The sequence below is a fragment of the Labrenzia sp. VG12 genome (assembly GCF_002237595.1).
GTDB lineage: Bacteria > Pseudomonadota > Alphaproteobacteria > Rhizobiales > Stappiaceae > Roseibium.
The window spans coordinates 3,961,371-3,974,690 of record NZ_CP022529.1; the positions used below are offsets into that span (position 1 = coordinate 3,961,371).

Below are 13,320 nucleotides of genomic sequence, written 5' to 3' on the forward strand. Positions count from 1 at the left end.
CCCTGACCGGATTTCAGGCAGGTTTTCTGCCTATTTTTTGACCTCTCAATATGTCTCTGGTCAAAAAATAGGCAAAATAGAGTCTCTGAACTTGTACGCACAAAAACGAGGCAGCGAGCCTTTGGACAGGCGCATCGCGCCCTCAGGTGGGACCGGGAAACCGCGCGTCAGGCCGAAAAGCCGCCGCTTTCCATATAGGCTTCTTCCTCCGGCGTGGACTGCCTGCCGAGGAAACTGTTGCGATGCGGAAAGCGGCCGAAGCGGCGGATCACATCCATGTGGATCAGCGCATAGTGATAAAGCTCCCTGTCGCCAAGCTGGCGGCACAGATCCACACTCCGCTCCTGATGCGCCATGTTTTCCGAATGTTCGAATGGCAGGTAGAAAAAGCCCCTGACGTCTTTCGGATAGGCCTTGTCGAAGCCTTTCTCGAGCGCCTTTTCAGCAACCTCGACAGCCTTGCCATCCGCCATGAACGCATTCGGCGTCCCTCTATAGACATTGCGCGGCATCTGATCGAGCAGCAGAAGCAGCGCCAACGCCCCGTCAGCGGTGCCAAGCCAGTGGTCAAGCGCGCCGGAGGCGGCAGCCTCTATGGCCTCCAGAAACGTCTTCTTGCAGCGTGCATCAAACTTGTCGTCCTTGGCGAACCATTTCGAAGCGCCTGCCTGCCACCAGAAATCGAGGACATCCAGGGGAGTGATTGCCGTGCCGTTCATGCGAGCTGATCCAATTTCATTGCCAGGAGCTTTGACGTCGTGTGTCATTTGCCCGCTGTCAAGGCGCCGCAGGCAAGTGTCTGCCAATTGGCCTGATGTTCCTGGATCTGGGCGTCCAGGAAACCTTCAGCCCTCAAGTCTTCCATGGCACCCTGAAACGCCGCGACCAGCTCTTGATCCGTGCCCTTGCTGAACACTGCCCAAAGCGGCTTGGCCAGAGCCTCGACAAAAACCACCTGTTTCAGCTGCCTGCCGTCATATCCCTGTTTGCAAGCACTCGCCTCGGCCAGGAACCCGGTCAAGGGCAACAGGTCGATGCGGCCGAGAAAAAGCATCTCGATACCTTGGTGGTAATCCGTTATCGGAACGACATTCGAAGAACCCTCAAATCCGATCTTGTTGAGATAGGCATGCAGATTGCTGCCATCCTGCACCCCGATCTTTATGTCCAGATCGCGCAGCTCCTCAATGCTGTCGACGGCGATCTCCGGCTCGGAAGACAATTGATAGAAGTATTGACCGTAAGGAGAGACTTCGCCGAGCCAGTAAAACTTGTCTTCCCGCTCGGGCGTGCGCGACAGGGAAAAAAACATAACGTTCGGGACCGTTTCAGCGGTCAGCATCGCCCGTTTCCAGGGCAGAAACTCGTAGCCTGAAATCGTGACCGGAACGGTTTGATTGACCCGTTCTGCCGCAGCAAGGAGAAAGGCGGTCACGTAGCCGTCGGGCGCGCCCTCATTGTCCCACTGCAACGGCGCAAAACTCTGGGTGACCAGAGTGATTTCCTCTGGTTCGGCATTCGCCGACGGGTTCAAAAGGCAAAGAACGATGAACGCAGTGCTCACGACGTTCCAAAATCCTGCTCTCATATTTGCCCCTGTTTGCACCGTGCCTCGCGTTGACGCCTTCAAGTCGGGGTCTTTCCAGACCGGCAATGCGTCTGCGAGAAGTCACATGATCGGCCCAGCTGCGCTGACTTGACAACACAACCTAGATTTCAACTCCTAAACTTGTATGAACCACTGTCCATCGGGCTCAATTTGACTATGTTGCGGATAATACGCCCAAATATCAATGGAGACTGATTGGTGTCATCGGCAACGCAGCTTGATCTGAAAGGCCTGAAATGCCCCTTGCCGGTCCTGAAAACCCGCAAGGCACTGACCCGCCTGAACGCGGGTGACAGGCTGACGGTGCTGACCACGGACCCGATGGCAGAAATCGATATTCCGCATTTCTGCAGTGAAAACGGCCACGAACTTCTGGAGGCCGAACGCCTGGACGGCGGCCATCGGTTCGTACTTGCCAAAGGCGCGTAGTCAACGCTGCTGATGACCGGTCAGAAAATCAGGCGTAGGCGCCCGCAATCCGGTCAATTTCCGCCGCCAGATCCAGGTCCAGCCGGCTCAGTCCGCCGACATCATGGGTCGCGAGCGTGATATCCACGGAGCGATAGACATTGAACCATTCCGGATGATGGTTCATTTTTTCCGCGACCAGTGCGACCTGCGTCATGAAGGCAAACGCCTCTTGGAAATTGCGCAGCTTGAAGGACTTCGAGATGGCCTCTCGCCCATCACACAGATGCCAGGTGGGCAGCGCCGCCAATCCCGCCGCCCGGTCTTCCGGTTTCAGTCGCTCTGCCATCTGATCCTCCTGCCAGTCCTCCCTCTTCATCTAGCGCAAGCTCTTGCCAGTTCAAAGGCGATGATTGCATCTGTCGCCCGAACGCGCCACGGTGCAACCTGGTTCTCGTTCAGGAAATAAAATTGCCCCACGCCGTTCTGTTTGTCTGCCTTGGCAATATCTGCCGCTCGCCCCTTGCCGAAGGCATCTTTCGCTCACTGGTCGACGAGGCCGGGGCATCGGATCGTTACCTGATCGATTCCGCCGGGACCGGTGCCTGGCATAGCGGCAATCCGCCGGACCCGCGCTCCATCGAGGTCGCCGCGCGCCACGGAATCGACCTGAGCACCCAACGCGCCCGGCAAGTTTACCCGGACGACTTTCAGGCCTTTGACACCATCATTGCCATGGATCGCGACAATCTGACGACCCTGAAAGCCCGAGACACCGGTGCAAAGGCGCAATTGAGGCTTCTGCTGGCCGATCCGGCTGCGGACGTACCGGACCCCTATTACGGCGGCCCCGAGGGCTTCGATCACGTGTTCGGCCTGGTCCGGAAAGGCTGTCAGGACTTGCTGACCGATCTGGAAAGAAGCGGTTAACCCAGGCTTGTGATTGCCTGTCAGCAGTCATAATTCCGTATCACTGACTGCTGTATTGGTGGTCGTCCCGACCTTATCCCTTGGCGTGAACCATGAAACTTCTGTGGTGGTCCCTTGCGGCAGTCCTGATCCTTGCCGGGCTGGCAACAGTCTGGCTGCCCATTCCGACCGGCGTGCCGTTGCTGGCGCTCGGCATGATCGTCATCATCGGGACCAGCCGCAGCGCCGCGCGCATGCTGCGCAGCCGCCGCCGCAAGACAGAACATCTCAACTCGGCCATCACCTGGGTCGAGGACAGGTCGCCCCTTCGCTTCGCCCGGATCTTGAAACGAACACGGCCGCGAAAGAAATAGCTGTCGTTGCTCAGCTTTCCGAGAATGTCTTCAAGGCACCCCGCATCCAGCGCCGACCGCGAACGAGAAAGCGCTGGACAAACCGTTGCACCGCCCGCCCGCGCTTGGTGAACCACTCATCCAGCTGCCGGTCGCTCACAAGGGGCGGGGTGTTCACATAGAGAAGACGATAAGCGACAAGAATGACAAGAAGGGTCAGCCCCCAGGACAGCAGCGTGTCTGACAGGAAGTGCCCGCCAAACGCCACCCTGTTGACCGACAGGATCAGACCCAGCGGCAGGACGAAGGCCAGCGCCGCCTTGCGCCAGGTTGCCGGCACCAGGAAGACAAGGGCAACCAGCCACATGGCGGCAGACGCTTCGCCTGAGGTGAAGGAACAGTTCTTGTCGCAGTAATCCGTGATTTTCCAGACCGGCTGGAACGGCAGATCACCGTTGAATTCCTCCACCGAACGCGGACGCGGCCGGCCCCAATTGTCTTTCAGGACCAGATTGACGAGAACGCCCGGCCCCAGAATGAGCGTTGAGAGCAGAAAGAGCGGCATGCGGAGCGGAAGCAGGGGTGACCGGCCTGGCACCAGAAATTTCAGCAACAGGATCGCCACGCAGCTGATGGCCGTGACCCGGACCAGGAATGGGCCCAGATGCCGGACCTCCCGCAGGAAATCGACATTCTCCGCGGCAAATCCGGCCTCGCCGTAATAGAAGAACGCACTCGCCCAGAGATCCACTCGGGGAAAGGCCAGGAAGAACAGCGAGACGATGATGACGGCCACACTGACCGCGACCAACGGATGCTGCCGGCACCAGTCGACTGTTTTACGACGCAGGGACTTCGGATTATGGTCGGCGGAACGGTTCGGATTCATGGCAGCTCTTTAGCGCATCCGGATAACCGATCCAATCCCCTCCTGCCGACCTGACGGCACGGATCTCGGAGTTACAGATGGCGCCAAAACAGTTGCGGCCCGCAAATCCCTCCGGCACGAACGTTGTTTCATTGCCGAAGCAGGACCGACCGACGCTTGAATTCTGGTACGAATTTGCATCCACCTACAGCTATCTCTCGGCGATGCGCATCCAGACCCTTGCCGCCGACCATGATGTCACGATCCTCTGGCGCCCGTTCCTGCTCGGTCCGATTTTCAAGAAGAGTGGATGGTCGACTTCCCCCTTCAATCTTTATCCCGCAAAGGGCATCTACATGCAGCGCGACATGGAGCGCATGTGCGAAGCCTACGGCCTCCCCTATACGCTGCCTTCCCCGTTCCCGCAGCAGAGCCTCCTGGCCGCCCGCATTGCGCATTGCGGCCGGGATCAACCCTGGATCGGGCCGTTCACGCGTGCCGTTTATGCCGCCGAATTTGCACAGGGACTGGATATTTCCGACGAGGCCCTGATGGCGGAGCTGCTGCTGGAGGCTGGCGCACCCGCCAAAGCCGTTCTGGAAGCTGCACACACCACGGAAACCAAGATCGGTTTGCGGGCCACGGTCGCCGATGCGGAAGACCGCGGCATTTTCGGCGCTCCAAGCTTCGTTCTGGAAAACGGTGAGCTCTTTTGGGGAGACGATCGGCTGGAGCAGGCCCTGGAAACGGCCGCCAAACAGCTGACCAGAGGCTGATTGCGTTCAGTCACGCACCTTCGACAGGGCATCGTAAAGCGCGGTGGGAGACAGCGGCTTTGTCAGCGTCTCCTGAAAACCGGCTGCGCGCAGGCTGGCGTCTCCGGCTGATTCCAGAGCGGCTGTCACGGCGATCAGCGGCAGGGCCTTGCCCTTTGGCAGCGCTCCAAGTCGCTCCGCAGTGTCAACGCCGCTCATGTCCGGCATATGCAGGTCCAGAAGAACGGCGTCGTAGTCAGCCTTTTCCACCAGGGCGATGGCCTGGGAGCCGGATCCGGCAACATCGGCGGTTACACCGAAAGATTCCAGCAGTGCGGCGAGAAGCCTGCAGTTGGTTTCATTGTCGTCGACCACAAGCACGTGCAGCCCCTGAAGCGCGGATTGCCCCAGACCGCCACCGGTCCCCGGAGCAGTCTTGTCTGTGACCGCGCCAGTGTCGGCATTCGCGGGCAGTTCCACAACAAAACGGCTGCCGCCTTCGTCGGCGCGATCCAGTGTGATCCGCCCCTGCAACTGGCGAACGAGCAGCTCCGTTCCCCAGAGCCCGAGGCCGCTGCCCTCTCCTGTTGCACGGCCCTGCCGGCCGCGCACAAACGGTCTGAAGAGACGGGCCGCTTCTTCCGGGTCGATACCCGGACCACTGTCGGTCACGATCACCTTGACCCGATCCAACTCTGCTGGTGCGCCGTCAACCGCCTCGCACCCGCAAGGTTCCAGCCGCACCGAAACGCCGCCGGCGGACGTGTATTTGATGGCATTGTCCAGAAGCGTTGTGACGACCCGCCTGAAACTGGCCGCATTGTGTATCTGAAAGGCAAGCGCTCCATCATCGACAGAGGTTTCAAGAAAGAGCCCCTTGGCTTCCGCCGCAAGCTGGAACAGACCGGTCACCTCGATCAGGATGTCCGCCGCCGAGCCTCCAGCTGAGGGCTCTTCGCTGCCCGACCTTGCTTCCTTCACAAGCTCGCCGGTCATGTCGGTCAAGGCGTCAATGGACCGGGTCAGAATGGCCAGTTGTTGCGATTGTGCTTCGTTCAGCGGGCCATTGCCGATCAGGTCCGCCGTCAACCGCATGGCCGCAAGCGGCGTTCTCAGGTCATGGGCCAACAATGCAAGCTTGATGGCCTCCTCGTCGTGATCCGCCATGCGGCCGGGTCCCTTCACATGCGATTGCCGTCAACAGGGCTTGCCAGGCGGGTTTGAAAAAGCCAAGTTGATCAACACCGTGCTTACCCTGACAATGGGCCGCTGTCCATGTGGCCTGACCGGCATCGCGGCGCCTCCCGGACTGGCTTCTCGCCGCGACCATCACAAACCTTCGAAACCGACACTTTCATGCTTGCGCAAACCTTCACGATCGTCGCGCCCGTTTTTGTCCTGATCGGCATCGGATACGCGCTTGCAAAGTTTCACGTCCTGAAAGACACGGCCAGCGAGGCCCTCGGCCAGTTTGTCTATGTGGTCGCCATCCCGATCCTGATCTTCCGGACGCTGATCGGCGCCGACCTGTCGTCGGGCTTGCCTCTTGCGCTCTGGGCTACCTATTTCCTGGGCGTCGGCATCGCCTTTGCCCTCGGGTCCGTCATCATCCGCAAGGGCTTTGCACGAGATGCCCGTGCCGGCGCCATCGGCGGCATATCGGCCACATTCGCCAACACCATCATGGTCGGCCTGCCGCTCATCGCCGCTGTTTACGGCGATGACGGACTGGTGCCCCTGCTGCTGATCATCTCGATCCATCTGGCCATCATGACGGTCGGCATGGCGATCATCATGGAACGGGCGGCGGCAATTGACAGCGGCTCGGAAACCCCTCCGGTCACGCAGATGGCTCTCGGCGCCCTGCGCACGGTGCTCCGGAACCCGCTGGTGATCACGATCGCCATCGCCTTCCTCTGGCGCATGACCGGCCTCGACCTGCCCGATATCGGCACGATGGTCCTGGACCGGATTGCCGCAACGGCGCTTCCCCTGGCACTGCTCTCGCTCGGCATGAGCCTGGTGCAATATGGCATGCGCGGCAACGTCGTGCCCGGTCTGCTGCTCAGCCTGATCAAGATCGTCATCATGCCGGCAACGGTGTTTGTGTTCGGGGCGTTCGTCTTCCAGCTGCCTCCGCTCTGGACCGCGGTCGCAACCCTGACCGCGAGCTGCCCAACCGGCGTCAACGCCTATATTTTCGCCAATCGTTACGGCACCGGCCATGCCATGTCCGCCAATGCGATCACCGTTACCACTCTGATCGCAATTGTCACCACCAGCCTCTGGATCTGGTTCCTGGATCAATGGTTCGGTGCCGCCCTGGGCTGATAGGCGCTCAAAGCCCGATGCGCTTGCGCAGCTCCGCATGGGTAAGACCCGCAGCACGCAAGGCGCGCAGGCTGGTGTCCTGGTTCGACTTTGAAAGTTTCCGACCATCTTCGGCCAGAACCAGCCGGTGATGCCGATAGACGGGCTGAGGCAGGCCGAGCAACTGTTGCAGGACACGATGAACGCTTGTCGCTTCATAAAGGTCGCGACCGCGCAGGACATCGGTGATCCCTTGCCGCGCGTCGTCGACAACCACCGCAAGGTGGTAACTGGTCGGTGTTTCCTTGCGCGCCAGCACCACGTCCCCCCAGGCAGCCGCGTTGACCTCCACCTTCGACGGCGGATTGAACAGGGCCTCGCCTTCGGCGCCCGCTTCCTGCCAGAAAAGCGGACTGTCGACCCTGGCAAGCGCGGCCTTCATGTCGAGCCGCAGCGCAAACGGTGCATCGCTGGCAGCACGCGCGGCAATTTCCTCGCTTGAGAGAACGGTGGTGTCCCCAGGGTAAAGCGGAGCGCCATCCGGATCGCGCGGCCAGCTTTCGCCGGCGGCTTCCCGGCTTGCGACAAAACGCTTGATTTCCGCCCGGGTCAGATAGGCCGGGTAGACCAGCCCCATGTCCTGGAGCCGCTCCAACGCGGCCCTGTAGTGCGGAAAGGCCTCCGACTGCCGCAGCACAGGTTCATTGAGCGGCAGGCCGAGCCAGGCCAGGTCCTCGAACATGTCCCGCTCAAGCTCCGGTGTGCAGCGGGTCTGGTCGATGTCTTCCACGCGCACCAGAAACCGGCCACTCAGAGCGACGGCTGCCCGCGCGTTCAAAAGCGCTGACAGGGCATGACCCAGATGAAGATGGCCGTTGGGCGACGGGGCAAAGCGGAAGACAGGGAGTTTCATGGAACAGGTGATGCCGGGTTGACGGAATGGTTTGGATCCTTCAGGTCCTACCTATCATTCCCGCCTCACCGCGCAAGAGCGTGCAAGCAATCCTGTTATCCCGATGAAACCGATCACGACAGACCAAGACATTCTGGAGGGGCTCGAAGCCCTGATCAGCACCGACAGCCGCCTTGCCGGGATTGCGGACATTGCAGGTGATATTCCCCTGCGCCGGCGGGCGGCAGATTTTGAAGGCCTGACGCAGATCATCACCGGACAACAGGTTTCAACAGCAAGCGCAGCTGCCATCTTCAAGCGCCTGACGGCGCTCGTGACACCGCTGACAGCCGATCGGCTGGGCACGTTTTCCGATGAGGACCTGGCAGGTGCGGGCCTCTCCAAACCGAAAATACGCACGCTGCGCGCCGTATCCCTTGCCTGCGGCGACGGGCTCGATCTCGGCGGCCTGGCGCAAGCGCCGGCGGATGAAGCCCATGCGCGCCTTTGCGAGATCAAGGGAATCGGCCGCTGGACGGCGGATATTTTCCTGCTGTTCTGCGCCGGACATCCGGACATTTTCCCAAGTGGGGACCTGGCGCTGCAGATCGCGGTTCACGATGCGCTTGGCCTGGCTGAAAGACCGACACCGAAGGAACTCGACGCCATCGCATCCGCCTGGGCTCCCAACCGCGCCATCGCGGCGCGTCTGTTCTGGGCCTGGTACCGGGTGAAAAAACAGGGCCGGGAAACGATGCCGGTCTAGGGTCAGGACGCTAGGGTCAGGACTCATTAATTTGATCGAAATGGCGCAGTAAACGGCGATGAGCTGCAAGGAAAAGCGCGAAAAGCGGGCTTCTTGCCCGGTCCACGCGGTTTGACGCAGCAGATCAAAGCCGTTTTTGCGCCCCTCCGCGATAGGGTGAATTTGCCCGGCAACGTCGTTGCAAAACTTTGGAAACCGGACGGTTTCCTGCAGCTTTGCGCCTCGTATCCGAACAAATTCATCCCTACCATTTCACTCAAATGAATGGGTCCTGACCCTAGAACTTCGACATTTCCGCAACCGCACGCAGCAACAGCTCGATATCCTGAGGCCTGGACAGGCGATGGTCGCCGTCGGGCACAAGCGTGAAGGTCACGTCATCCTGCGGCAGGGCTTCCACAAGCCGTTGGGCGTGGTGTGCGGGCACGTCCGGATCTTTTGCCCCTTGCAGGATCGTCACCGGACAACCGAGATGTAGCGGTTTCCCGAAAAGAAGATGCCTGCGCCCGTCCTCGATCAGCTTTCGGGTGATCACGTAGGGACCGTCCTCATAGGCGGATGGCTGGGCCCAGCGGCCCTCTGTCAGGATTGCCGTACGGATCTCGTCGTTGAACCGCTGCTTCCACATCAGCTCTTCGGTGAAGTCCACCGCCGGAGCAATCAGGACAAGCCCCCTGATCCTGTGCGTTTCCTTTCGGCTCAAGGCCAGAAGCAACGCGATCCAGCCCCCCATGGACGACCCGACCAGCACCGTGTCACCCGTGCAATAGCGGTCGAACACCGTCTCGGCTTCTTCCAGCCAGTCGGACACACAGGCTTCTTCGAATTCACCGCCGGAGGCACCGTGTCCGGAATAGTCGAACCGGACCACCTCCTGGCCGCGGCCCTCGGCAAAATCCGCCAGTGCCACGGCCTTGCTGCCGCTCATGTCGGACTTGAAACCCGACAGCCACATCAGGCCGGGGGTCTTGCCCGCCGACTTCTGCACCGCGATCTCGCGGGCATCGGCGTTTTTTCCGATGCTGATGAATTGCGGTTCGGGCGTCCCCATATTATGGCTCTCAACTTAATTCGATTTCAGCTTGGCCCAAAACCAGTTCGGCCGCTCGGCCCAAGCCTTTGACACAGACATAACGACTTGAAAAGCTTTCCGGAGATCCGACTTGCCGCACCTGCCCGCTGAGACCACGATCCTGCAAGTGATCCCGGATTTGAATTCCGGCGGCGCGGAGCGGACCACGCTCGATGTGGCCCAGGCCGTCGTGAAAGCCGGCGGAAGGGCACTCGTTGCCAGCCAGGGTGGACAGATGGTGGCGGAACTGACCGCCTCCGGCGCGGAGCACATCGAGCTGCCGGTCAAATCGAAAAACCCGCTGACACTCTGGAAAAACGCGGCTCGCCTTGCCGATCTGATCCGGTCGCGGAACGTGAACGTGATCCATGCCCGAAGCCGGGCGCCTGCCTGGTCCGCACTCTGGGCCTCACGACGCACCGACATACCTTTCGTGACCACCTATCACGGCACCTACAATCAATCGAACGCTCTCAAAAGCTGGTACAACTCGGTGATGGCGCGAGGGGATACCGTGATTGCCAATTCTCATTTCATTGCCGAACTGATCACGGAGCGACATCCCTTTGCCCGGGATCGGATCACGGTGATCCAGCGCGGCTCGGATCTGAAGGGCCTGGACCCGGCCAATGTCAGCGCCTTGCGCCGGCAGGCCCTCAAGGATCAGTGGGGCATTCCGTCCGGCCATCCGATCATCATCAACATGGCGCGGCTGACCGCCTGGAAAGGCCAGAAGGTGTTGATCGAGGCGATGGCGCACCTGATGGACGCCGAGCTCCATGGTCCGATCGCAGTGCTGGCTGGCGATGCCCAGGGGCGCGACGGCTATGTCGCGGAGCTCAAGAAACTGATTGCGGACAACGACCTGCAGGACCGGGTGCGACTGGTCGGGCATTGCGCCGACGTACCGGCGGCGATGTCCCTGGCAGACATCGCCGTTGTCGCCTCGACCGAACCGGAAGCCTTCGGCCGCGCCGCGGTGGAAGCCCAGGCGGCGTCGGTTCCCGTCATCGTGTCGGATCTGGGCGCCGTCCCGGAAACCGTTCTGGCACCGCCTCAGGTGGCAGAGGAAGAGCGGACCGGCTGGCGCGTTCCACCGTCCGACCCTGCGGCCCTGGCTACGGCCATCCGGCATGCGCTTCAGCTGGACGGCTCACAAAAACAAAAACTGACGGACAGGGCGCTTGCCCATGTCCGCCAGAAATTCACCGTCGAGACCATGACCGACCGGACGCTCGACGTTTATGCGGGATTGCTCGAAACGGGCGCAGTCTGAGGTCAGGCTGCCCGGATCTGTTCCAGGAACCGGCCGACTTCATCCCGTAACAGGCCGGACTGTTCGGTGAGGTCGTCGATGCTCGTCTGAACCTGCCGCGTGGCTTCGCTGGCTTCTTCGGACGCTTCCTTCACCACCTGGATACTGTCGGAAACGTCGCGCGTTCCGTTCGCTGCCTGGGCGACGTTTTCGGCAACACTTTGCGTCGTCGCGCCCTGTTCTTCCATGGCTGACGCGATGGCCGCCGAAGAATGCTCCAGGTCCCGGATGACGTCGCCGATCTTGCCGATCGAGCCGACGGCCGTCTTGGTCTCGCCCTGAATTTCCGTCACCAGCTCGGAGATATTCTCCGTTGCCTTGGCCGTTTCATTGGCCAGCGCCTTGACCTCGCTGGCGACGACGGCAAAGCCCTTGCCGGCTTCCCCGGCGCGTGCCGATTCAATCGTGGCGTTGAGCGCCAGCAGGTTGGTCTGTTCGGCGATATCGGAAATCATCGACACCACTTCACCGATCTTGTCTGCCATGCTGGCCAGCGTTTCCATCTGCCCGGCCGTCTGGGCGACATCCTGGGCCGCGCTACGGGACGCTTCGGACGCCCGGATCACCTGCTGATTGATTTCACTGATCGAAGCCGTCATTTCCTCCGCTGCAGAAGCAACCACACTGACATTCTCGGTGGTCTGCGACGAAGCGTTGGCGGCATTTTCGGCCCGTTCATTGGTGTTGGAGGAGACCCGGGACATGGTCTGCGCGCTCTGGTCGAGATTGGACGCCGTATCGGCAACCCGCTGGACGATGGCACCCACGGACGCATCGAACTGGCCGGCCAGCCGTTCCATCAACTCACGCTTTTCCTCTTCCATGCGCTGGGTCTGATCACGTTGTTGCTCCTCCAGCTCACGCGTGCGCGCCGCGTTGGTCCGGAACACTTCAACGGCTCGTGCCATGCTGCCGATCTCGCTTTTGCGGTCGGTGAAGGCAACTTCAAGGTCGATCGTGCCATCCGCCAGGGACCGCATGGTTTCGGTCAGCGATTTCACCGGACCGGTAATGCTGCGCCCGATCAACCAGCCTAAGCCGATGGCAAGGACGAGCGCGATACCGGAGACGACAAGATAGGTGGTCTGGGATGATGCTTCCGCTGCATCCAGCGCCTCGCTGGCGGCCTGCTTGCCGAGATAGGCCGCCTCGGACATGGCGTACCAGTCCGGCTCGATCCTGGCGTAGACTTCGGTGATCTCTGCAAGTTCCGTCTCGATGAGCTGCGCCTTGGCGGTATAGCTCTTGAAGGCTGCCTGATAGCTGTCGAGCAGGGCGCTGATCTCCGCCTGTTCCGCGTCTGAAAGGCCGCTGCCGGGCAGCATCTCGGCAAACTCGCTGCGACGATCGTCAATCCGGCCGATATATTTTGCGTCGCCGCGCAGCATGAAGTCCTTCTCATGGCGGCGCATCATCAGCATCTTGACCGTCAACGCGTCGAGGTTTGCAGCTTTCAGCTTTTCTTCAACGTTGTGGACAGCGGCTCGCAAGTCGCCCTGAAGACCGCTTTTTTCATCGAGCCCCATTTCCGTCAGATCGGTGGTCAAGGCCCTGAACTTTGCCTCGTGTTCATCCAGGACCGTCCGCAGGCTGGCGATGTTGTCCTTGATGGGCGCGGATTGCGGCTTGGCTTCCACATCATTGAGATTGGATTGGGCCTTTTCGAACTCGGCATTGTATTCGTCAACGAAGGCCAAATCCTTGGTCAGAAGGAAATCCTTCTGACTGCGCCGCATGTTCTGCGCATGCGCCTGAACCTGCGAGACCTTGTAATCCATCTGTGAGTACTCAGCCAGATTGTCGATTTCGGTCGAAACGACATGCTGGCTGTAAAACGCCGTGCCCAGTAGGACACCGATGGCGGCCACGGCGATCGCGGAAAGGCCGCCGACGCGAATTGCGATGGGCAAATCGGCAAGAAATCTCATTTGTGTACTCGTTTGCTTCTTTGAGTTTTGCTCGAGTCAGGAGCTGCACAGTCAGCTTAGAAAAGGCAAAAGCGATTAATATTCCTTTACGGAAATTGAATTCACACCGGGAAAGTTTATAAAATCAAAGATTAC

At 60.4% G+C, this 13,320-nt stretch carries 15 protein-coding genes; 7 read left to right on the forward strand and 8 right to left on the reverse strand.

The features are described 5' to 3' along the window. Nucleotides 1-167: 167 nt before the first annotated feature. A complete protein-coding gene (locus CHH27_RS18345) occupies nt 168-719 on the reverse strand; it encodes a DUF924 family protein (protein WP_094074848.1) in 552 nt (183 codons plus the stop codon). Nucleotides 720-763: 44 nt separating this feature from the next. Continuing rightward, complete coding sequence (locus CHH27_RS18350; RefSeq protein WP_157738986.1) at nt 764-1,564, reverse strand: ABC transporter substrate-binding protein; 801 nt, start codon at nt 1,562-1,564, stop codon at nt 764-766. 243 nt (nt 1,565-1,807) lie between these two features. Here CHH27_RS18350 and CHH27_RS18355 point away from each other — a divergent pair, with 243 nt between their 5' ends. Beyond that, entirely contained in the window at nt 1,808-2,038 is a 231-nt protein-coding gene (locus tag CHH27_RS18355) for a sulfurtransferase TusA family protein (RefSeq protein ID WP_208988279.1), read from the forward strand. Between the two features lie 28 nt (nt 2,039-2,066). Here CHH27_RS18355 and CHH27_RS18360 read toward each other — a convergent pair whose 3' ends face one another. Beyond that, complete coding sequence (locus CHH27_RS18360; RefSeq protein WP_094074849.1) at nt 2,067-2,366, reverse strand: 4a-hydroxytetrahydrobiopterin dehydratase; 300 nt, start codon at nt 2,364-2,366, stop codon at nt 2,067-2,069. Between the two features lie 122 nt (nt 2,367-2,488). On the opposite strand from CHH27_RS18360, the gene CHH27_RS18365 reads away from it, so the two are divergent. Together CHH27_RS18365 and CHH27_RS18370 are read left to right on the forward strand one after the other, a co-directional pair. Then, complete coding sequence (locus CHH27_RS18365) at nt 2,489-2,947, forward strand: low molecular weight protein-tyrosine-phosphatase (RefSeq protein WP_094072874.1); 459 nt, start codon at nt 2,489-2,491, stop codon at nt 2,945-2,947. A gap of 92 nt (nt 2,948-3,039) precedes the next feature. Next, nucleotides 3,040-3,300 (forward strand): hypothetical protein, encoded by a 261-nt coding sequence (locus CHH27_RS18370; RefSeq protein WP_094072875.1) that lies wholly within the window; start codon nt 3,040-3,042, stop codon nt 3,298-3,300. 10 nt (nt 3,301-3,310) lie between these two features. Here the strand turns inward: CHH27_RS18370 and CHH27_RS18375 are convergent, their stop codons facing one another. Continuing rightward, nucleotides 3,311-4,168 (reverse strand): phosphatase PAP2 family protein, encoded by an 858-nt coding sequence (locus CHH27_RS18375; protein WP_094072876.1) that lies wholly within the window; start codon nt 4,166-4,168, stop codon nt 3,311-3,313. A gap of 77 nt (nt 4,169-4,245) precedes the next feature. On the opposite strand from CHH27_RS18375, the gene CHH27_RS18380 reads away from it, so the two are divergent. Beyond that, the gene (locus CHH27_RS18380) at nt 4,246-4,923 is read left to right on the forward strand and encodes a 2-hydroxychromene-2-carboxylate isomerase (RefSeq protein ID WP_094072877.1); all 678 of its coding nucleotides are present in this window, start codon (nt 4,246-4,248) and stop codon (nt 4,921-4,923) included. A 6-nt stretch (nt 4,924-4,929) separates the two neighbouring features. Here CHH27_RS18380 and CHH27_RS18385 read toward each other — a convergent pair whose 3' ends face one another. After that, nucleotides 4,930-6,069 (reverse strand): hybrid sensor histidine kinase/response regulator, encoded by a 1,140-nt coding sequence (locus tag CHH27_RS18385; RefSeq protein ID WP_094072878.1) that lies wholly within the window; start codon nt 6,067-6,069, stop codon nt 4,930-4,932. Between the two features lie 189 nt (nt 6,070-6,258). Between CHH27_RS18385 and CHH27_RS18390 the strand changes: the two genes are divergently transcribed. Beyond that, entirely contained in the window at nt 6,259-7,233 is a 975-nt protein-coding gene (locus CHH27_RS18390; protein ID WP_094072879.1) for an AEC family transporter, read from the forward strand. 7 nt (nt 7,234-7,240) lie between these two features. Here CHH27_RS18390 and gluQRS read toward each other — a convergent pair whose 3' ends face one another. Beyond that, nucleotides 7,241-8,125, reverse strand: a complete 885-nt coding sequence (gene gluQRS / locus CHH27_RS18395) for a tRNA glutamyl-Q(34) synthetase GluQRS (protein ID WP_094072880.1) — start codon at nt 8,123-8,125, stop codon at nt 7,241-7,243. Between the two features lie 103 nt (nt 8,126-8,228). Here gluQRS and CHH27_RS18400 point away from each other — a divergent pair, with 103 nt between their 5' ends. Continuing rightward, the gene (locus CHH27_RS18400) at nt 8,229-8,870 is read left to right on the forward strand and encodes a DNA-3-methyladenine glycosylase (protein ID WP_094072881.1); all 642 of its coding nucleotides are present in this window, start codon (nt 8,229-8,231) and stop codon (nt 8,868-8,870) included. 277 nt (nt 8,871-9,147) lie between these two features. Here the strand turns inward: CHH27_RS18400 and CHH27_RS18405 are convergent, their stop codons facing one another. Further along, the gene (locus CHH27_RS18405; RefSeq protein WP_094072882.1) at nt 9,148-9,921 is read right to left on the reverse strand and encodes a carboxylesterase; all 774 of its coding nucleotides are present in this window, start codon (nt 9,919-9,921) and stop codon (nt 9,148-9,150) included. A gap of 112 nt (nt 9,922-10,033) precedes the next feature. Between CHH27_RS18405 and CHH27_RS18410 the strand changes: the two genes are divergently transcribed. Then, a complete protein-coding gene (locus tag CHH27_RS18410) occupies nt 10,034-11,218 on the forward strand; it encodes a glycosyltransferase family 4 protein (protein ID WP_247646127.1) in 1,185 nt (394 codons plus the stop codon). A 2-nt stretch (nt 11,219-11,220) separates the two neighbouring features. Here CHH27_RS18410 and CHH27_RS18415 read toward each other — a convergent pair whose 3' ends face one another. Beyond that, nucleotides 11,221-13,185 (reverse strand): methyl-accepting chemotaxis protein, encoded by a 1,965-nt coding sequence (locus tag CHH27_RS18415; RefSeq protein ID WP_094072883.1) that lies wholly within the window; start codon nt 13,183-13,185, stop codon nt 11,221-11,223. Nucleotides 13,186-13,320 lie beyond the last annotated feature (135 nt).

Excerpts from the sequence above, each read along its gene's own strand:
- CHH27_RS18345 (WP_094074848.1), bottom strand. The coding sequence starts at position 719 with ATGAACGGCACGGCAATCACTCCCCTGGATGTCCTCGATTTCTGGTGG.
- CHH27_RS18360 (WP_094074849.1), bottom strand. The coding sequence starts at position 2,366 with ATGGCAGAGCGACTGAAACCGGAAGACCGGGCGGCGGGATTGGCGGCG.
- CHH27_RS18370 (WP_094072875.1), top strand. The coding sequence starts at position 3,040 with ATGAAACTTCTGTGGTGGTCCCTTGCGGCAGTCCTGATCCTTGCCGGG.
- CHH27_RS18375 (WP_094072876.1), bottom strand. The coding sequence starts at position 4,168 with ATGAATCCGAACCGTTCCGCCGACCATAATCCGAAGTCCCTGCGTCGT.
- CHH27_RS18380 (WP_094072877.1), top strand. The coding sequence starts at position 4,246 with ATGGCGCCAAAACAGTTGCGGCCCGCAAATCCCTCCGGCACGAACGTT.
- CHH27_RS18385 (WP_094072878.1), bottom strand. The coding sequence starts at position 6,069 with ATGGCGGATCACGACGAGGAGGCCATCAAGCTTGCATTGTTGGCCCAT.
- CHH27_RS18390 (WP_094072879.1), top strand. The coding sequence starts at position 6,259 with ATGCTTGCGCAAACCTTCACGATCGTCGCGCCCGTTTTTGTCCTGATC.
- gluQRS (WP_094072880.1), bottom strand. The coding sequence starts at position 8,125 with ATGAAACTCCCTGTCTTCCGCTTTGCCCCGTCGCCCAACGGCCATCTT.
- CHH27_RS18400 (WP_094072881.1), top strand. The coding sequence starts at position 8,229 with ATGAAACCGATCACGACAGACCAAGACATTCTGGAGGGGCTCGAAGCC.
- CHH27_RS18405 (WP_094072882.1), bottom strand. The coding sequence starts at position 9,921 with ATGGGGACGCCCGAACCGCAATTCATCAGCATCGGAAAAAACGCCGAT.
- CHH27_RS18415 (WP_094072883.1), bottom strand. The coding sequence starts at position 13,185 with ATGAGATTTCTTGCCGATTTGCCCATCGCAATTCGCGTCGGCGGCCTT.